The following is a 19797-nucleotide window of genomic DNA, read 5'->3' on the forward strand; positions in this document are numbered from 1 at the left end:
TTCTCCTTGCATGTGCGAGAGGTCATTCCTTGGTTCCTCCTGCTGTCATTCCCGCGACCAGGAATCGCTGGGAGAACAGGAAGACGACCAGGACGGGCAGGATCGACACGATCGTCCCCAGCGCCAGGGTCGGCAGCTGGACGGAGTCGGATCCCGCAGAGCTGGGATTGAAAGCCGGGGTTGACGCCAGGAGTGAGGTGAGCCCGACCTGGACCGGGTAGCCGTCGCTCGAGGGCAGCATCACGAACGGGAGGAAGAAGTTGTTCCAGTTCTGTACGAAGCTGAAGAACGCCACCAGGGCGACGATCGGGGCGGCCAGCGGAAGGGCGACCTTGGTGAAGACCTGGAACCCGGTGCAGCCGTCGATGCGCGCGGCGGCGAGGATGTCACGAGGGATGCTGGTCGAGAAGTAGATGTAGGTGAGGTAGACGCCGAACGGGAAGAACGACATGGGCAGGATCACCGACAGCGGGCTCCCGATCAGGCCGACGCTGTTCAGTTCGAGGAAGATGGGCAGCACCAGTGCGGTGTTGGGGATCAGCATGACGACGAGGGTCAGCACGAGCAGCGCCTGCCGGAGCCTGAACTCCGTGAGCGCGAGCGCGTAGCCGGCGGGGATGCTCACGAGCAGCGTGATCACCAGAGCGCCGATCGCGTACAGCGCGGAGTTGCCGATCCAGGTCGTCACCGCGCCGTCCTGGAAGTCGAACAGCTGGTGCCAGTTGGTGACGAGGTCCGACCAGGACCCGATCGAGAACGGGTTGGCGACGACGAGCGTCTTCGAGGACTTCGTGACCGCCAGCAGCAGCCAGACGATCGGGACGGCGAAGAACAGGACGAAGACGGCGAGCAGGACGCCGATGATGGACCGGCCGCTCCACCCGCTCAGACTCGGCCGGCGGCGTTCGGCGGAGAGTGCTGCCATGGTCATTCCTTCTCGAAGAGGCCGCCGCGGGTCACGAACACCCAGGACAGCAGGAGTGCGACGACCAGCAGGATCAGCGAGATCGCGGCCGCGCCGTTGAAGTCGTTCTGCTGGAAGGCGTACTGGTAGGCCAGCTGGTTGAGCGAGTAGTCGTTGGGCACCACCGCGTTGCTGGCCTGGCTGAGCAACTGAGGCTCGACGAACAGCTGGGTGCCGGCCGCGAGCGACATGACGCCCATGTACGCCACCCACTTGCGCAGCATCGGGAGCTGGATCCGAAACGCGATCTGGACGGCGTTCGCACCGTCGATGCGGGCGGCCTCGATCACTTCGGTGCTGATGTTGTTGAGCGCGCCGTACATGATGAGGATCCACCCGCCGGCCCCGGTCCAGAACGCGATGATCGCGAAGATCACCGGAAGGTGCCCGGGTTGGATCACCTGCACGAAGCTGTCGAACCCCATCGCCCCGAGCAGGCCGCTGACCGGGCTGGCCGTCGGATCGAGGACGAAGAGCCACAGCAGGACGCTGGACGCGCCCGCGAGCGCGCCGGGCAGGTAGTAGACGAAGCGCAGCGTCGTGCTCAACCACCGCACGCTGACGGCGTGGACCACCAGCGCCAGGCCGACGACGAAGACGAGCAGCCCGAGGAGCCAGATGACGAGATAGACGGTCACGTGGGAGACGGCCGGCCAGAACCGGAAGTCGCCGACGACCTTGGTGAAGTTGTCGAGGCCCGCGAATCCGCCGTCCGCGTCGGTGAAGGCCAGCAGCACCGCGTAGAGCGAGGGGACGATCCCGAAGGCGAGGGTGAGCAACGCGTAAGGCGAGACGAAGAGATAGCCGATCGGAGTGCGGGCGAACGCGCGGCGGGGCGGCCGGCCGCCGCTCCGGCCCGACCGCCGGCGCCCGGAGGCGTCGACGGCCGGCCCACCACTCGGAGGAGCGAGGGTCATGTCACTTCACCTGGTATCCGTTGACCTTGGCCTGGTTCGCGATCGCCGTCTGCCAGTCCGGAAGCAGGTCCACGATCGACTTGCCGCCCGTGACCCCCGGGGTGATCGTCTTCGCCCAGATCGCCTCCTGGCTGAACGTGGGGTAGCCCCAGCCGTCCCAGACCTGCGACGCCGCGGTGACCACGGGCTCCAGCGGGGTGGCGTAGTACTTGCTCGCCTCCTGCTTGGCGACCCATTTCTGTGCGGCGGGCGCGTACGCCGGGTAACCGGGTGCGACGTCGACCTGGTACGCGTCGGCCGTGGTGGCGAACTCGACGAACTTCTCGGCGGCCTTCAGGTTCTTCGAGTGGCTGGAGACGAACCAGGTTCCGCCACCCACGTTGCCCGTCGCGGCCTGGCTCTCGCCCTTCCACGGCAGCGGCGCGGCGACGCCGAGCTGCCCGGCCTTCACATTGAGCGACTGCGGGTTGTTGAAGATCGCGCCGGCGTACCAGGCCGGACCCGGCATCATCAGCACCTTGCCCGTGTACTTCTTCAGGAACTCGGGTGTGAACACGCTGACCACCGGCACCGTCCCGTTGCCGCGGAGGGTGTCGAGCATCGAGGCCGCCCGCTTGCACTCGGTCGAGTCCGTCTTCACGGTGACGGACTTGGGGCCGGTCACGTCATTGGCCTGGCACTTGCTCCCCCACATGAACACCTCGGGCGTCCAGGCGTCCCCGGCCGTCCCGACGATGTAGCCGGGGTGCTCCTTGGCGACCTTCTCCCCGAGGGCCTGGTACTCCTCCCACGTGGTCGGGAGGGCGTAGCCGAACTGCTCCAGCAGGGACTTGTTGTACCAGAGCACTGCCTGCGCGAGGTCGTTGCGCAGGCAGTACACGCGGCCCTCCACCGTGCACGGGTTGAGCGAGCCCGCGGTGAAGTTGCCGAGCGTCTGCTTCGGGACCAGGCCCTTGTCCAGCACGGCCGCGAACGCCTGCTTGCCGGCGCTCTTCTGGCTGGCCCACGACGCGTCGTTGTTCTGGCTGGAGAAGACGACGTCGGGCCAACCGTCACCGGCACGGTCGAAGAGCTGCATCTTCGTCCGGAAGGAGTTGGACCCGTTGGCCGAGCCGTCATAGGTGACGACCTTGATCTTGGTGTCCGGGTTGGCCGTCTGGAACGCCTTCGCGGCGGCCTGTCTGTCCGCGTCCACCCAGACAGTGATCGTCGAGGAGGCCCCCTGCTTGGCCTCGGGAAAGCCGTACGACCCGTTCGCCGAGCTGCCTTGGCCACCGCAACCGGCGAGCGCCAGCAGCGCCGTTGCGGCGGATATCACGGCGATGGTCAACGCCTTACGGCGCGAACGCACCACAGTATGAATTCCGGCCATGGGATGTCCTTGTCTTGTCGACTTCTTTGACGACTCCGCGCGAGGACTGTAGAGCATACGTATGATGTTTGTCACGAGCTGGAGCCGCATCATCTTGAGCAGTTGCCGTCGGGGGCCTGGTAATTCGGGGTCGCGAAGCCGGACGAGGTCCGGGAGCACTGCCGCCGGCGCGCCGCGGGCGCCTCCGCCGGCGCGGCTCAACTCGGCTGAATCAAGAGGTGATCGAGTGCCCGGCAAGGGCGGGCAGCCATGGGGTACCGCCGCCGGGCGATACCGGATCCGCCATCTCGTCGGCAACGGCGTCACGTGCGAACGCCGTCGTCCGGCTTCCCGCCCCTGGACCGGGTCCGGAACCTGATCCGTGCGCCCTCCGCCGATGACGCGATCGGCGGCCGGAGAGGGAGTTCCACGTCCGCTCGCGCGGCGAACCGCATGAGGGAGGGGAACGAACCGGGCCGGCGCCCCCTCGGTGAACCGGCCCCACATGACCAGGCGTTCGCCCTCGACCGCAGTGCCTTCCCCCGCGCCGGAAGCGCGCCCACGCCGACCGCGACGACCATGTCCCGCAAGGTCAAGAGCCGTTGAGGGAGCCGGAAGCGGTCCGGGAGTGCCTGCGGAACGAACGGGTGGTGCGCCGGCGGGCCGACCGAGCCGGCCACTGACGCCATATCAGCACTTGTGACCTCGTCGCGGGGCCGGTCGGCGCGTCGAGGCCGACGACCCGTGCGCCGGCACCGTGCCCTCCGATGCCGTCAACGACCGCCGACCGAGAATGTCGGTGTCGGTGCCGACGCCTTCCACCCGCACCGGCTCATGCCGCGCAGGCGGAGGCCCACGGCAACGTCGCCGTCCGCGCATCGGTCGAGGCTCGGACGTCGGCCACCTCCGTGAGGTCCCCGACGCCGGCGGCGCGGAAGAGCCCCGCCGTCGCCCCGAAGGGCGGCGCGTGCCCGGGCGTCAGCCTTCCCGCACCGCCCCCCGCAGGAGCGGTGCCACCACCGTCGGGGGTCGGAGAACCCTCAACGACCGAGCCAGCCACCATCCACCGGCAGGATCGCCCCGGAGACGTAGCGCGCGGCGTCCGACGCCAGGAACACGGCAGCGCCTGCGATGTCCTCCGCCGTTCCCCACCGCCCCGCCGGAATCCGCTCGAGAATCGCGCGGGACCGGTCGGGGTCGTCCTGGAGCGCCCGCGTATTGTCGGTCGCGATGTAGCCCGGGGCGATGCCGTTGACGGTCACACCGTGCCCCGCCCACTCGTTCGACAGCGCCCGGACCAGTCCCGCCGCGCCGGACTTGGCCGCCGCGTAGCCCGGCACGTTGATCCCGCCCTGGAACGAGAGCAGCGAGGCGGTGAAGACGACGCGCCCGTACCGCGCGTCCAGCATCCGCCGCCCGAGAGCCTGGCTGAGCACGAACGCGCTCGTGAGATCGACTTCGAGCACCTCGTCGAACCAATCCAGGGGGTGCTCGGCGGCGGGAGCACGGCGGATGGTCCCGGCGTTGTTGACCAGGATGTCCACCGGGCGCTCACCGGCGGCGAGTTCCTCGCCGAACCGGATCACCTGCCGCCGGTCCGCGAAGTCGACGCGGTGTCCGGAGAACTCACGGCCGAGCCCGCGCACGCGGTCGCCGATCGCCGACGACGCCGGATCGAGGGTGGCGGAGACCCCGACGATGTCGGCACCGGCGGCGGCCAGAGCCTCGGCGACGGCGAACCCGATTCCACGCTTGGCCCCCGTCACGACGGCGAGGCGCCCGGTGAGGTCGAACGGGTTCATGACGCGCCCACCTCGACGAGCAGTTTCATCGCCTGCCCGGCCTCTAGGACACCGAACGCCGATTCCACCTCGCTCAGGGGCACGATGCCCGTGATGAGCTTCTCGGCCGGTATCGCGCCCTCGGCCAGCAGCTCGATGGCGCGCTCGAAGTCGTGGCGCTGGTAGACCCGTGCACCGAGCAACCTCAGCTCCCGCCAGAACACGCGGTGCAGGTCGATGGGCCGCGGTTGCGAGTGGATGGCCACCACCACGAGCGTGCCGCGGACCTTGGCCAAGCCGGTGGCGGCAAGCACGGCGGCGGCCGAGCCGGAGACCTCGAAAACGACGTCCGCTCCGGCGCCGTCCGTCCACTCCTCCACCCAGGAGACCTGATCGACCGACGAGGGGTCCAGCGTCGTCAGCCCCATCCCCTCGGCGGCCGCCCGCCGGTTCGGGTCGATCTCGGCGATCACGACCTCGGCACCGGACGCGGCGGCGACACTCGCGATCAGAACGCCGATCGGGCCCGCACCGATGACGACGGCCTTGTCGCCCGCGGCGAGTTCGGAACGCCGTACGTCATGGACCGCCACCGCGACGGGCTCCACCAGCGCGGCGTCCCGCAGGGAGATCTCCGAGGGCAGCCGTACGAGTGTCGACGCCGGTACGTTCCAATACTCCTGAAGCGCTCCGGGCCTGTCGATGCCGATGAAGTCCAGGTTCTGGCAGATGTGCTCGTTCCCCGCACGGCAGGCCGGACAAGTGCCGTCCCAGTCCAGCGGCATGACGGTCACCGCATCCCCCACCGACCAGCCCTCCACGCCGGCGCCGAGGGCGACGACCGTGCCCGACATCTCGTGTCCGATCGTCGCCGGCTTGCTGACCCGGCCGTCCATGTCCCCGTGGAACACGTGCAGGTCCGTGCCGCAGATTCCGACGTACGCCACGGCGACTCGGACCTCCCCCGCACGCGGATCAGCCGGTTGCCGCTCCTCGACCGTCATCGTGCGCGCGCCTACGTAACTTGCCGCCAACATACCGATCGGCTCCTCCTCGCCATGTCGCGGGCCGCACCGGCCCACAGCCCGGGCAGCCTAACAGGAAACATCATACGTATGCTGTCACTGCTACAGTCGGCCTCGTGACCAGCGATCCGCCGCAGGGCGACCATGCATCCCTGGAGCAGACGCTCCCGACCCGAGGACTGCGAACCGGGCACCGGCTCACGGAGTTGGGCCTGGGCGCGGCCCAGTTCGGCAACCTGTTCACCGAGACGACCGACGACGAGGCGCATCGCGCCGTCGCAGCCGCGACCGGGGAAGGGATCCGCTACTTCGACACCGCGCCGCACTACGGCCTCGGGCTGTCCGAACGCCGCCTGGGGGGCGCCCTCCATGCGGCCACTCGGCGGGGTGTGGTCATCTCCTCGAAGGTCGGGCGCCTGCTTGTGGACAGCCCGGACACGAGTCATCTGCTCGACGACGACGGGTTCGTCGTGCCGGCCACCAAGAGGCGGGTCTGGGACTTCAGCCGCGACGGGATCCTGCGTTCCGTGGAGGAGTCACTGGCGCGGCTCGGGACGGACCGGCTCGACATCGCCTATCTGCACGATCCGGACGACCACTGGGAGCCGGCCTCGTCGAGCGGGATCGCCGCCCTGGCCGGACTTCGGGACCAGGGCGTCGTCGGGGCCATCGGCGCCGGCATGAACCAGGCGGCGATGCTTGCCGAGTTCGTGAGGCGGACCGACGTCGACGTGGTGATGGTCGCCGGACGATTCACCCTTCTCGATCAATCGGCGCTGCACGACCTGTTGCCCGTCGCCGTCGCCCGCGGCGTCGGCGTCGTCGCCGCGGCGGTCTACAACTCCGGACTGCTGAGCACCAAGGTCGTGGACGGCACGGCGACTTACGACTACGGGGCAGCGCCGCGGGGCATCGTCGAACGCGCCGCCCGCATCGCAGGCGTCTGCGAGCGACATGGCGTGGAGCTTCCCGCGGCCGCGGTCCAATACCCGTTGCGCCATCCCGCGGTCGTCTCGGTAGTGACAGGGATGCGCACCGAGGAACACGTCCGAAGCAATGTCGCGCGGTATCGGGCGGACATCCCGGAGGCGCTGTGGGAGGAGCTGCACATCACAGGGCTCGCCCCGGACCCGGCCCGGGCAAGCTAGCCCTCCGGGCCTCAAAGTCATACGTCACATGAATCTTGTCGCAAACATCATACGTATGCTAACTCTGTGTCGGGCATCAACGCCCCTTCACAGGAAGCGATCGAACATGACATCGACGTCAGACTCGACACGCTCGGTGAGCAGACGATGGAGGCGCAGGGCCGGCGCCCTGGCAGCGCTCGGCGCCTGCGCCGTCATCGCATCAGCGCTCGTCCCCCTCCAGGCGCAAGCCGCTCCCCGGGCGGAATACTTCGCAGCCCCCGACGGCAAGGACTCCGGACACTGCAGCCAGGCGCAGCCGTGCTCGCTCGAGCGGGCACAGCATGTCGTCGGCCCTGCCACCAAGCACGGCGACGTGACCGTTCAGCTTGCCGACGGCACCTATCGCCTCTCCGAGCCTCTCCGGTTCGGGCCCGGCGACGACGGCGGCGACCACACCGTCCAGTGGACCGCCGCCCCGGGCGCGCACCCCGTCATCACAGGCGCCTCGAAGGTCACCGGCTGGTCCAAGTCCGAGGCGGGGTCGGGCATCTGGGAGGCGGACACCCCCAGCGGCCTCGACACCCGGCAGCTCTACGTGAACGGTGTGATCGCCCCTCGCGCCGCCATCCGCCTGGCCAACGCCGACGTCACTCCGACCGCGACCGGCCTCACCATCAAGAACCCGGCCCTGAGCTACCTGGCCACGCTCCCCGACCAGGGGCGCATCGAGTTCGAGTCCCTCGGCGACTTCACGAACCGCTACTCGCCGGTCCAGAGCATCAGTGCCACCGAGATCACGATGGCCCAGCCGGCGTGGGACAACAACACGTGGGGCTGGGACACCGTCCAGAACTCGTTCCTGGCCGGTCCGAGCTGGTACCTCGACAACTCGCTGAGCTTCCTGACCCAGGTCGGCCAGTGGTACATCTCCCCGAGCGCCGGGAAGCTCTACTACAAGCCGGCGGACGGGGTCGACCCCAACCGGCTCGACATCGAGCTGCCCCGCCTGCAGTCGCTGATCAGCATCGGCGGGACGTACGACGAGCCGGTGACCGGACTCGCCTTCAAGGGCATCCAGTTCTCCGGAACCTCCTGGCTCGGCCCCTCCACCGACGGGTACGCGGACCAGCAGAACGGCCTCTTCATCAAGGGCGCCTACGACTACCGCCCAGCCGACGCGTTCACCAACTGCTCGCGCGGCTGTGAGATGTTCGAGCGGGCGCGCACCAGCTGGTTCCAGGAGCCCGCCGCCGTGCAGGTCTCCGCCGCCAGCCGCATCTCGTTCACCGGCAACACGTTCACCAACCTCGGCCAGTCGGCGCTGGGCATCGGGAACGACGCCAACGCCACGGTGACCGGGGTCGGGCTGGGCGCCGGCGACATCGACGTGGTCGGCAACCGGTTCACGGAGAACAGCGGCCACGGTGTCGCGGTCGGCGGTGTGCTGCCCGACGCGCACCACCCGAGCGATCCGCGGATGACCAACCACGACGTCCTGATATCCGACAACACGATCAATCGCGTGGCGGTCGACTACAAGGACAACAGCGGCATCCTCAGCACCTACGTCACGGGCGCCCGCATCCTGCACAACGAGGTGTCCAACGTCCCCTACGACGGCATCGACACCGGCTACGGCTGGGGCATCAACGACGCCGGCGGCTCGAACGACTACGTCGACCGCGGCTACTACAAGTGGAACACGCAGTACACGACGCCGACGACGCTGAAGGACAATCGCGTCGAGGGCAACCTCGTGCACAACACGAAGGCGCGCTTCGCCGACGGCGGGTCGGTGTACAACCTCTCGGCGAGCCCGGGAAGCGTCGTTTCCAAGAACTACCTGTTCAACATCTCGGGAGTCGGCCTCTACCTCGACGAGGGCTCCCGCTCGATGACCTACGAGAACAACGTGGTCCAGGGCGGTTCCTTCCTCTTCACCAACGCCTACAGCCTCCGCAACAACACCAGTGACAACGTCATCCAGAACAACTGGTACAACTCGGGCGGAGCCTCGACGCCGAACGCAGCGGCGCACAACAACCAGCTGATCAACAACGTCGAGGTCACCGGCGCCAACTGGCCCGCGGCCGCACGGGACGTGATCTGCCAGGCGGGTGTCGCACCGCAGTACCGGACCTCACTCAACGCGAACCAGTTCGGCTTCACCGGGTGCCCGGCCGGTGGACCCGTCGCACCGGGCCTGCGCACCGCCGGGAGTTCGGCCGTCAGCTCGTACTTCGGCCAGAGCTTGGGCGCATTCGGGATCGCGGCGGCGGGCGCCGACGTGTGGGGCGCCGGCGGTCAGCACGACGACCAGTTCGGCTCGATCTACCGGGACGACTCGTTCGCGGCCGACTCGAGCGTGTCCACCCGGGTCGTGTCCGTCAACGACGCCAACGCCTGGGCCAAGTCCGGGGTCATGGTCCGCAACGACATGACCAAGGCGGGAAGTTCGACCGGGTACGCCGTCGTCGCGGTCACCGGCCGCAACGGCGTCGTGTTCGAATGGGACGCCAACGGCGACGGGTACCTGGACACCGACGCCCGCGCCGCCGTCGACATCTACCGCCCCATCTGGGTGAAGCTCACCCGATCGGGCACCTCGTTCAGCGCCTCGTACTCCTACGACGGCGCCAACTACCTGCCGATCGGTCAGCCCGTGACGCTGGCCTCCGCGGCAGCGAAGCAGGACGCGGGCATCTTCTCCACGTCTCACGACGTCACGCAGTCAGCGATCAACCAGTTCGACTCCGGCTCCTTCACGGCCGCGAAGATGCCGTAGGTGCCGCTCACGGTGGGTCGACGACAGCCCCGGTGAAGTGCTCCGGAGCGCGCCGCAGGCCCGCGCTTCGCGACTCCGGCGGCAGGCGCACAAAGCACCGGAGCCCAAACGTGACCTGTCGTCGGCCATCCGGCCGTGCGGGGCGGGCGTACGCTCGCCCCGCACGGCCTTCCGGCACAGTGCGGTGGGCCGCATTCGATCCGGCCGGTGCGCCCTCATGGGATACAGCGCACCGGTCGGCCCCTTCAGGTCCTGCGGCTGCCAGGACGCCCTGTCGTCAAAGGACACCTCGAGCTTGACCGAGGAGACCGCGTCCTCGGCGGCGTCGCTGCCGAGGACAACAGGAGTCACGCAGAAGGCCGACGTACGCTTCGCCCGCCTGGCGCGGTCCACCTCCGCTTCGTAGTCGAGCTGGACCAGAGGGATGACCTGAGCGTCAGCGGTACCGGACTCGAAGCCCCATCCGGTGTGCGTGGCGGCCGGCGCCGGCCCCCGCCCCAGTCATGTCTGTCGCGGTCTCCTGCAATGGTGCCGCCGGCCTCTGCGCCCGGTATGACCCTGCCCCCTGTCGAAGCAATGACTGGGGGCGGTGTCACCGGGCCCGAGGGTGCCGTCGGAGACGCAGATCAAAGACCCGACCAACGCCAGCCGTAGATCGTCGGATTGCTGGCGGGGACCACCACTCCATGAGGTCCTGTCAGTACCAAAGAGTGAGCCCGACCGCGCCGGCTCCCGTACGTGCCGCGTGACGCAGCACCCGAAGCGGGCCGTCGATCAGTTCGTCAATGTTGCAGTTCGGGTCGTCCGCCATCTCGTCCAGCCACAGCCGGATCCGGGAGGCCACATGGGCCCGACGTGGCGTCTGAAGGACCAGCGCCTTCTCAGCCGCGGGGATTGCGTCCCTGACTTGCGCGGCGTCGAACAAGAACTGCCCGCAGCAGCCCGGGAATCGCAGAGTCGTGTCCCTGCCGAGCGCCCACATGAGCGCCGCCGCGCCGTCCCCCCTGGGTACGGCGGAACAGAACAGGTTTTCGCCTTCCTGCTGCGGGACCGCTTGAAGCAGGTAGTCCTGGAACTCGTCCACGTCGGTCTCGTCGTTCCGGACCCCGTAGACCGCGTCGGCAAAGCGCACGATGTCGTCCACGCGAGGCGGCCGCTCGGGTCTCCCGTCGATCAATTCCGTGGGCTCGAGATACTCGCGCCAGTGACTCTCGTCGGCGGACGACGCCGGCCACGCGCCGTGGGCGCCTGCCGCGTCGGGGAAGCGGCGGCGAGCTTCCTCAATGGGATGGTCCGCCACTACGCCGACCACCCATACCCCCATCACCCTCATCCGCGCTCCTTACAGACCCCATCTGCCGAGGGGCCGATACCCCTCACATCTATCGTGCAACGTCCTCGCACAGCTCCACCAGGTCCAGCCAACGAGTCCGGTGGTCGTTGGCCTCCGGGTCCCAGACGAGGACCGAGCCGTGCCGTGTCTCTCGCTCCTGACAGAGAAAGAGCTCGTCGCCTGTCACAGAGACCGCGAACGGGATCCACGAGACATTTGCGGGACGTGCGTACCCGGACCTTGAGGAGTGCGTCGGGACTTGTTCGGAATCCGGAAGAGGCCGAGGGCTGCCTCCGACCACCGCCTGCCCCGAGAGGGCGAGGAAGCCCACCTCAGGCGCGGCGGCCCGCGCCGCGTCCTTCATCAGACCGTGCGCAATGCGCAACTCAGCCGTACTGTAGAGCCGGTAGCCGCCCGGCACTATGCTCCGCATCCTCTTCCTGCGAGGTGCCCGATCGTGCGGTCGGATAAAGGCGTGCGATGCCAGTGCCCGTCGGCGTCTGCCCTGCAGCGGCGACCACGACCTGCTGACGCTCGAAGAAGCAGCGCGCGCCGCACCGCGGATTGAAATCCCAGGTCCTCCGCGTGAGGTGGCCCTGACCAGCACCTATGGTCAAGCCGCCTGGCTTGCCGGCCTCGGGCGCTCCGTGACCGACCACTCTTGTCCGGTGTTGACCGCCTCAACTGGCACGCATCTGCGACGCGGCCAGCAGCGCCGCCTCGGCGTGCCTGTTGGCCTTGCGTGCAGTGCGGCGTGATCGAATAGGGCATGGCATCGTCCTGGACCGGTAAGCGGGTGCGCCTGCGCACCATTGAGCCCGATGACTGGACGGCGTTCGCGCGCTTCGCGGACGATGACGGGCGGCGAGTGGGCCGGTTGGAACTGCCGCGATCCGCCGAGAGCTATCGTGCCTGGGCGAAGGAGCAGGCCCTTGCCGAGTGCGATGACGACCGTTTCCGGTTGGTGGTCGAAACGACGGCTACAGGTGAGTTGGTCGGCACGGTCGGCTCACATCGCACCGGTCGTTGTTCGGGCTGGTTCGAGTGTGAAGTCATGATCGACGTCGGCCACCGACGCAAGGGCTACGCGGCGGAAGCCATGGTGCTGTTGCTGCGCTTCATGTTCGCCGAGCGGCGCTATCACAAGTGCCTGGCGGCGGTTTTGGCCCACAACGAGGCGTCGTTGGCGCTTTTTCGTCGGCTCGGCTTCACCGAGGAGGGACGCTTGCGGGAACACGTTTTCTTCGCCGGCGGGCATCACGACCTTGTCATGCTGGGCATGCTCGCCGACGAGTTCGACCGGCGACACACGCTGAGCGGACCGTGAGCTGATCGTCCGGGCGTGCGCGGAACGGTACTCGGACGTGATCGACGTTCGCCTGTTGATCCAGCTGGGCCGTCCGCGGCCCGACCTTGCAACTGCGCTCGGCTACCGCGTCAGCCGTCACCCTGCTCGATGTCCAGATGGATCGGACCCCGAAGAACGGGGCTGCGCCGGTACGGCGGTGGATCGACGACCAACCTGGGGCGGTCGAGCCGGCGTACCAGCTCGGCCAGCGCGATCTGGGTTTCCCGCCGGGCCAGCGGGGCGCCGAAACACAGGTGGATGCCGCTGCCGAACCCCAGGTGCTGGTTGTCACGCCGATCCGGGTCGAAGCGGTCCGGATCGTGGAAGCGCTTCGGATCGCGACTGCCGGAGGCCAGCAGGAGCATGATCTGCGAGCCCTGGGGAATGGCGGTGTCGGCGACGGTGATGTCGCTGTACGCCGCCCGCCAGGGAATGATCTGCACGGGGGGTTCGTAGCGCAGCAGTTCCTCGACCAGCGGCACGACGAGGTCCGGTTCGTCGCGCAGTCGCTGCAGCACCTGCGGGTGGCGCAGCAGCGTCAGCATGCCGTTGGTGATGAGGTTGACGACGGTCTCATGGCCGGCGATGAAGAGCAGTCTGGCGGTGGCGACGATGTCGGCGTCGGCCATCCGACCATCGGGCGCGTCGTCGTTGGCCAGCCGTGACAGCAGGCCGTCTCCCGGCCGGCCGTGGCGGTGTTCCACCAGCTCGCCGAGGCACTGGCGCAAGTCCATGCGGGCCTGTACGCCCTTGTCCAGTTTCTCCTTCGGGTCGGTCTCGGGGTTGTAGTCGATCGAGTTCATGATGTCGTTCACCCAGCGGTGGAATCTCGGCTCGTCCTCGCGTGGCACGCCGAGCAAGTGACAGATGACGGTTACGGGCAACGGGAAGGCGAAATCGTCGACGACGTCGATCTGCTCCTTGTCCGCCAAACCGTCGATCAGACTGCCGACGGTGGCGGTCAGGAAGCCTTCAAGTCCGGTCACCAGCCCAGGGGTGTGCGGGGGGCCGAAGTGACGCATCGCCATACGCCGCAGGCGGTCGTGCTCGGGCGAGTCCATGTGGATGAACGACGAGGTGACCCCTTCCTCGGCTGAGGGCATCGGCGGACGCGTCAGATGGCGCGCGTCGGAGCTCAGATGCGGGTCGTTCAGTACGGTCGTGATCTCGCGATAGGTGCTGATGACGTAGCTGCCGTCCTCCTGCCGGGCCACCGGCGTCTTGCGCAACTCGGCATACAACGGGTAAGGGTCGGCCCGGGCGGAGTAGTCGAAGATCCGTTGCAGGGTGCCGGGCATGTGGGTGGTGGTCGTCCGGCCTTCCTCCCGCCCATGCTGGTGGACGGCCGTGACGCGGCACTCACCCGGGTCACGGCCTGTGACGACCGCCGTGGCTCCCCGCGCAAGCAGGGCGGGGGCGGGGAAGACGGCGGGCACCGGTTCCATGTCGGTCGGCTGGTCCGGCGTGGGGCAGGGGGGCGGGAAGGGTGCGGCCATCTCGATCAGCCGTCGGTAGTGGTTCAGCCACTTTCCGTTGTTGAAGCTGGCGGCGGCTGTGACGCGGCCCCGATAGCCATATGCCGTGACGAAACGGTGGTCGTCGAGCGATCCCTGGGTGACAAGCATCTCGTCGGCGAAGGTCGGCACGCCGACAGACTTGATATTGACGCCGAACTGGATCGACCAGAACAGCGGGATGGACAGGTGGGGCCGGCGGTCCGCCTGGGCACTGACCATGTTGTGTGCCGCGACCTTCGCCTGCTCCACGGCGTTGGCCCAGTGCTCCATTGAGATGAGCCGGTTTTCGTAGATGGGGTTCGGGCAACGTGCCACGTCTCCCGCGGCGAAAACGTCGTCGGTGACACGGCCATGGATGTCGAGGGCGCGGCAGCCCGTGTCACAGGTGACTCCCCACTCGCCCGCCGCCAGTCCCGACCCCCGCAGCCACTCGGTGTTGCGAATGCTCCCAAGTGCCACCACTGCCACATCGGCGTCGACCGTACTGCCGTCGTCGAAGTGAGCACGGCAAAACCGTCCCCGCGCGTCGCCCTCCAGCCGGGCGACTGTGACACCGCACCGCAGGTCGACACCGTGGGCACGCTGCATGTCGGCCGCCACCTCGCCGATCATGGCTCCGAGCGCCCAGACCAGCGGAGCCGGCGCGAGTTCGGTGACGGTCACCGGGATGTCCCGCTCGCGGCAGACGGAGGCGATCTCGGAGCCGGTGAATCCCGCACCGATGACCAGCACCCTGGAGGGTCTGGTGGCGAGCGCCCGCTGCAGGCGCTCGGCGTGCTCGCGTGTACGTACGACGAACACGCCGTCCAGGGCCGCCTCGGACTCGACGAACCACGGCCGGGCCCGTACCCCGGTAGAGATCAGCACCCGGTCGAAGGGAACCTCGCGTCCGTCGGCGAGACGCACGTGGTGCGTCGCCAGGTCCAGACGGTCGGCGGGCACCCCCAGCAGCCACTCCGCATCGATGCCACGACGGCGGGGCAAAGTGGTGCCTCCGGCTGGCACCCACCCGGTCAGTACTTGCTTGGACAGGGGAGGACGGTCGTAGGGCTCACCCAACTCGTCACCGACCATGGTCAACGATCCGGCGAAACCCTCGTCTCGCAGAGCCTCCGCGGCCCGCAGCCCCGCCAGCGAAGCCCCCACAATCACAATGCGGCCGTCGCGCCTGAAGGCACGCAGGTCGTCGACACCGGTCATGACGGTGACGCCTCCGCCGGTGTGTGCCGTGCCTCCAGTCCGTCGACCAGGATCGCCTGGACCGGGCAGGCCGCCGCGGCGCGGAGCACCTGGTCGCGCTGGGCGTCGTCGGGGTTCGGGTCGTACAGGAGCGCTTCCTCACCGTGCAACCGGAACGCCTCCGGAGCCAGGAACGCGCACTGCGCGTACCCCTCACACCGGAAGAGATCAACGACAACTTTCACCCCGACCTCCACAGGGAGTGGGAGCTGCAGACCCTCACGTTGAGGCGGTGTGTCACCGAAGGCAGGACTGCGCTCGGCCGCGCACGGTGGCACGCAGGTGCAGGCCGGGGGTTGCGAGACCTTCGAAGGTGGTGACCCGGTAGCCGGGTTCCGGGCCGGGTGGCTCGCTCAGGTGGTAGCGGTGGGCGGTGTGCGCGGTCAGGAGCGTGAGCATCGCCATGGCCAGGGCAGCTCCCTCGCAGCTGTGGGGCCCGGTACCGAAGGCGAGGAAGACCCCGGGTTTCGCCGGAGAGCACGAATCGTCGAGCCAGCGTTCGGGTCGGAACCGGTCCGGCTCTGGGTGTTCCCGTGCGTCGCGGTGGGCGGTGTAAGGGCAGACGAGAACGGTGGACCCGGCGTCGATGGTGTAGTCGGCGAGCTGGGTCCGCCGCGGGGCGCGCCGGGTCAGCAGCCAGCTCGGGGGATCCAGCCGGAGCACTTCGTGTACCAGTGCCCGGGTGTATTGCAGGCGCTCGAGGTGGGTGCTGGTGGTCGCGGCGGCGTCTGCGGGCAGCAAGGCGGCTTCGGCCGCGATCCGGTCCGCGGCCCCTGGGTGGCGGGCCAGGTGAAGCAGGATCCATCCGGCTGCCCGGGAAGGTGTCTCGAAGGTCGCGACGGTGATTCCGGGCAGAGTGTCGAGGATGGCCCCTTCCGACAGTGGGCTGTAGCGGGAGGAGGGGCGAAGCAGCTGTCCGAGCACGTCGTCACCGAGCCGACCCGATGAACGGCGCCGGCGGACGATGGGCCGCAAGGCGTCGGTGAAGGCGACCTGTTGCTGCGTGCGGAACCGCCGAGCCGGTGTGGGGACCCAGCCCGGCCATACCCAGCGCGTAGGGCGAACGAGCACCTCCCGGGCCACGAAGAGCTGCCAGGCGAAGGGCATCAGAACAGGAGCGTCTTCGGAGAAGAGGTAACGCACGCCGACCTCCGCCAGGACCGGCCGGACGAGGGGCAGAATCTCCACGTCCCGGCCCGTGGGCCACTGGTCGGCAAACCGAACGGTCCCGGACGCTATCTCACCGATCCGGGCCGCAACCGCCTGCGGACGCAGCCCGCGCATACGGGCCGCGCGCGCGTGCGCACGCTCCTCGGACGTCGGCGCGTCGCCGCCGGCCCGCTTCAACGGCGGGAAGAGGGGCGAGGGCGGCTTGGGGAAGTCCTGTGCGCGGTGCAGGACTTCCTCACACGGCCCGGCCGCGGCGGCTACGTAGACACCCGGCTCCAGCTGCCAGACGTCCCCGCACTCTTCAGCGCCACGGCGCGCCAATGCCAGCCGGTCGTGACTCCAGGCCGCGAAATTGCCTTCGGGCAACCGCGGCGGCTCATTCACTCGGCCCATGAGATCGCCCTTGACGCTCGTACCTGTCCAGGCCGATATCGTCGTCAGCACGGCCGGGAGCCCTAGGCGCCCGGCCGCTCGGTCACGCCTTGTCGGCGGACGTACCCCAGTCGTGGGCCCCGTACGCACCGTAGTTGCGAGTGAACGACAACTTGGCGAGCAGTTTGGCGATCATGATTTACTCCTCTCGCCTGCCTTTAGTACGGTATGCACCATTTTACACTCATGTTCCAGAGCGTCGGCGTGGATATAAGGCGCGTGCTTGCGTGCCAGGCTGGCCTCGGGCCGGCCAACCTGCTCCGGTACTGCCTGGCACACCACGTAATCCGGCAATTCGATGTTGCCGCCGCCAGACCGGCCTCAGCAACCGGTGCAGCCTCCTCAGGCGGGCAGCCGGTGTCGTCGGTGCCGGTGTCGGCGCCCGTCGGCAGGCAGTGGGGCTACCGGGGAAGGCCACCACTGCCGTAGCGGCGAGAACACCGTGCGGGACTTCTCATCGTTGTGTGGTCCGTGCGCTGCCTGAGGAGGGATACTGAGGGGCATGTCCGCGTCCCGAACACCGAGCGCATTCGAGATGCTGCGCGAGCAATACGCACTACGGCTCCCTGCATCACTGGACGAGCTCACCGGTCCAGCGGCCGGCACGGTGGATCTGCCCTTGCACGTCGCCTGGTCCGGTCGGCGTTCGTACGGGCTCGGTCAGCCCCGCTCGCGGATGAGCCTGTACCGCACCGTCCTGGCAGAAGGACAGCGCCAGGACCTGATCACATTCCTCGACCGAGGCCTGCTCATCGCCCAATGGCCGGTGTTGCGGACACTGATCAGCCGCCCGCTCCGCGACGCCTGGGAGAACCGCTTCCCCGAACTACCCACGGACAAGGCCACCGCCGCCGCGTGAACCTCTCCGAACTGCACCGGCGGCTGTTGGCCGACGTCCTCGACATCGGAACGCCCTACCCCTTGGTGATCACCGGCGGGTACGCAGTCCAGGCTCACGGCCTGGTCGATCGTCTCTCCCAGGACCTCGACGTCGCGACCGAAAATCCGGCACCGATCAGCGAGATCATCCGAACAGTGGGTGACGGACTCACGGAGCGTGGCTGGCAGGTCGAACAGATCGAGATCGGGGCGCTGTCCGGCCGACTCCTGGCCACCGACCCCGGCACGGGCGACCAGTGCGAGGTCGACGTCCTCAAAGAAGTCCTCTGGCACCCGCCCAAGGCCAGCGAGTACGGCCCAGTCCTCTCACTGGACGACGTCATCGGGACAAAGGTACGCGCCCTGGCCGACAGAGGAGCAGTACGCGATCTGATCGACGTCCACGCCGCCTCCCACCACCGGTCAAGAGCCGACCTCGAAAACCTCGGCCGACGCCACGCACGCTACGCGTTCAGCCTGGAAGACCTCCGCGAACGCCTCGTCGGCGCGGACTGGTGGGATGACCAGGACTACGCCGACTACGGCCTCCAACCCGAACAGATCGACGCCCTCAGAACCTGGGCCCTGCAATGGGCCACCGACATCGGCACACGCCTGCAAAGCGAAGAAGACCCCCACGACCTGTAGGGAAAACCCCCCACCCCCGCACGGGCCCGGTGCCCCACCACCGAAGCACGCCACCGGTGTGAGCGATGAACTCGGCGCCCAGAACGGGCCCGAGGCCGGGCATGCTCAGAATGATTTCGGCATAGGGGTGGTCACGGAATCGGCGCTCGATCAGGGCGTCGGTCGCGGCGATCTCCTCGTCGAGGGCCATCACCTCCCTCGCGAGCCTGGCAACCACGGCCGCCCCCAGCTTTGCCCCGGGGACGGCGGCGTGCTGGGCCTCAGCTGCCTGGACGGCGGTGGTCGCGACGAGCTGGTGGTTGCGGACCTTGCGGCTTTTCAGCCAGGTCTGCGAGGCGGTTCTTGCCGATGCGTTGCAGGGCGGCCGGTGTCTGGTAGCCGGTCAGCAGCACCAGGGATGCCTCGGAGGTGCTGTAGTCGAAGGCCCGTTCCAGGGCAGGGAAGTACTCCTGCAGCCGGGCTCGCATCCGGTTGATAGCCCTCGTGCGGTCCGCGGCAAGTTCGAGCCGACGCGAAGTGAGGATGCGCAGGTCGACGGCGATGTCGTCACCGCGGTGCATGGTCTGCAGATCGCGGCGCATGCGGGCCTGGCCCGCGGTGATGAAGGCGTCCTTCGCGTCGCTCTTTCCGTCTCCGCGGTAGGAGCCGGAGGCATGGTGGACGGTGCGGCCGGGGATGTAACGGACCTGCTGCCCGTTGTCGGTCAGCAGGGCTCAGCAACGCAGCCCCGCCGGCATTGAGATCGATCGCCCAGGTCACCGGATCACCGGCACTCAGCGCAAGGACATCCGCGATCAGTTCCAACAACACGGCCTCGTCATTGGCCACCCGCCGCGAGAGCCTGCGCTTGCCCTCGGCGTCGATCACCATGCAGTGGTGCTCGGCCTTGCCCGCATCCGTACCAGCCCACAGCTCAGGCACGGTCACCTCCGAAGTCGCTCCAGATCCGGTTCCAGCAGACGACCTCGCCAGCGTGTCCTTACCAAGCGATCGTGCCGCGTGCATCCCAATCAGTGGCCGAGTCGTCGCGGGACGCCAGGCGGCCAATCAGTAGAAGCCACTCGTGCGGCATGAGATTGACAGCCACACCCAGCGTCCCTGGGTCTCCCGATCCTACGAGTGACCGGAATGAACCCACCAGCAATGTAAGGAGCATGAAGCAGTACGCGGCCGCCCACGACTGGCTCACCGTCTTCCATCTGCTCAGTAGGCGGTACCGATGCCGGAGCACGTCGTACAGGAGTCAGCAGTGCTGCGTGGCGCCAGGTCCCCGGGATG

Annotated in this window: 14 protein-coding genes and 2 pseudogenes; 5 read left to right on the forward strand and 11 right to left on the reverse strand. The window is 68.3% G+C overall.

Annotated features, from left to right (window positions below):
* Nucleotides 1-22 precede the first annotated feature (22 nt).
* The 5 genes from CHF15_RS34910 to CHF15_RS34930 all read right to left on the reverse strand — a co-directional run bounded on the left by CHF15_RS34910 (nt 23) and on the right by CHF15_RS34930 (nt 6050).
* Nucleotides 23-925: a carbohydrate ABC transporter permease gene (locus tag CHF15_RS34910; protein ID WP_220093355.1), complete on the reverse strand. Its 903-nt coding sequence runs from the start codon at nt 923-925 to the stop codon at nt 23-25.
* 2 nt (nt 926-927) lie between these two features.
* Complete coding sequence (locus CHF15_RS34915) at nt 928-1881, reverse strand: carbohydrate ABC transporter permease (protein WP_089227925.1); 954 nt, start codon at nt 1879-1881, stop codon at nt 928-930.
* A 1-nt stretch (nt 1882) separates the two neighbouring features.
* Nucleotides 1883-3253, reverse strand: a complete 1371-nt coding sequence (locus CHF15_RS34920; protein WP_089227926.1) for an ABC transporter substrate-binding protein — start codon at nt 3251-3253, stop codon at nt 1883-1885.
* A 1019-nt stretch (nt 3254-4272) separates the two neighbouring features.
* Nucleotides 4273-5034: an SDR family oxidoreductase gene (locus CHF15_RS34925; protein ID WP_089227927.1), complete on the reverse strand. Its 762-nt coding sequence runs from the start codon at nt 5032-5034 to the stop codon at nt 4273-4275.
* Nucleotides 5031-6050 (reverse strand): zinc-dependent alcohol dehydrogenase, encoded by a 1020-nt coding sequence (locus CHF15_RS34930; protein WP_089227928.1) that lies wholly within the window; start codon nt 6048-6050, stop codon nt 5031-5033. The genes CHF15_RS34925 and CHF15_RS34930 overlap by 4 nt, the downstream gene beginning before the upstream one ends.
* Before the next feature lie 167 nt (nt 6051-6217).
* Between CHF15_RS34930 and CHF15_RS34935 the strand changes: the two genes are divergently transcribed.
* Together CHF15_RS34935 and CHF15_RS34940 are read left to right on the forward strand one after the other, a co-directional pair.
* Nucleotides 6218-7186: an aldo/keto reductase gene (locus CHF15_RS34935; RefSeq protein ID WP_220093361.1), complete on the forward strand. Its 969-nt coding sequence runs from the start codon at nt 6218-6220 to the stop codon at nt 7184-7186.
* Between the two features lie 355 nt (nt 7187-7541).
* On the forward strand, nt 7542-9953 hold the full coding sequence (locus CHF15_RS34940) for a right-handed parallel beta-helix repeat-containing protein (protein WP_179280099.1): 2412 nt from the start codon (nt 7542-7544) through the stop codon (nt 9951-9953).
* Nucleotides 9954-10650: 697 nt separating this feature from the next.
* Here the strand turns inward: CHF15_RS34940 and CHF15_RS34945 are convergent.
* Entirely contained in the window at nt 10651-11286 is a 636-nt protein-coding gene (locus CHF15_RS34945; protein WP_089227929.1) for a hypothetical protein, read from the reverse strand.
* A 769-nt stretch (nt 11287-12055) separates the two neighbouring features.
* Between CHF15_RS34945 and CHF15_RS34955 the strand changes: the two genes are divergently transcribed.
* The gene (locus tag CHF15_RS34955; protein ID WP_089227931.1) at nt 12056-12613 is read left to right on the forward strand and encodes a GNAT family N-acetyltransferase; all 558 of its coding nucleotides are present in this window, start codon (nt 12056-12058) and stop codon (nt 12611-12613) included.
* 110 nt (nt 12614-12723) lie between these two features.
* Here the strand turns inward: CHF15_RS34955 and CHF15_RS34960 are convergent, their stop codons facing one another.
* From CHF15_RS34960 to CHF15_RS34975, 4 genes and pseudogenes are all read right to left on the reverse strand, one after another.
* Entirely contained in the window at nt 12724-13932 is a 1209-nt protein-coding gene (locus CHF15_RS34960; protein ID WP_089227956.1) for a cytochrome P450, read from the reverse strand.
* Between the two features lie 48 nt (nt 13933-13980).
* A pseudogene (locus CHF15_RS34965) lies at nt 13981-15351 on the reverse strand (NAD(P)/FAD-dependent oxidoreductase); the annotation flags it as partial.
* Nucleotides 15348-15575 carry a ferredoxin gene (locus tag CHF15_RS34970; RefSeq protein WP_089227957.1) on the reverse strand — a complete coding sequence of 76 codons (228 nt, stop codon included), beginning with the start codon at nt 15573-15575 and terminating at the stop codon, nt 15348-15350. The gene CHF15_RS34970 and the pseudogene CHF15_RS34965, both read right to left, overlap by 4 nt.
* Nucleotides 15576-15627: 52 nt before the next feature.
* Nucleotides 15628-17004, reverse strand: coding sequence for a cytochrome P450 (locus CHF15_RS34975; protein ID WP_245939191.1), 1377 nt, complete (start codon nt 17002-17004; stop codon nt 15628-15630).
* Nucleotides 17005-17494: 490 nt separating this feature from the next.
* Between CHF15_RS34975 and CHF15_RS34980 the strand changes: the two genes are divergently transcribed.
* Both CHF15_RS34980 and CHF15_RS34985 read left to right on the forward strand, forming a co-directional pair.
* Complete coding sequence (locus CHF15_RS34980; RefSeq protein ID WP_089227932.1) at nt 17495-17851, forward strand: hypothetical protein; 357 nt, start codon at nt 17495-17497, stop codon at nt 17849-17851.
* Complete coding sequence (locus CHF15_RS34985) at nt 17848-18519, forward strand: nucleotidyl transferase AbiEii/AbiGii toxin family protein (RefSeq protein ID WP_089227933.1); 672 nt, start codon at nt 17848-17850, stop codon at nt 18517-18519. The genes CHF15_RS34980 and CHF15_RS34985 overlap by 4 nt, the downstream gene beginning before the upstream one ends.
* Nucleotides 18520-18568: 49 nt before the next feature.
* On the opposite strand, the pseudogene CHF15_RS34990 reads toward CHF15_RS34985, so the two are convergent.
* A pseudogene (locus CHF15_RS34990) lies at nt 18569-19389 on the reverse strand (IS110 family transposase); the annotation flags it as partial.
* Nucleotides 19390-19797 lie beyond the last annotated feature (408 nt).

Source organism: Actinacidiphila glaucinigra (genome assembly GCF_900188405.1).
In the GTDB taxonomy this organism is placed as follows: domain Bacteria; phylum Actinomycetota; class Actinomycetes; order Streptomycetales; family Streptomycetaceae; genus Actinacidiphila; species Actinacidiphila glaucinigra.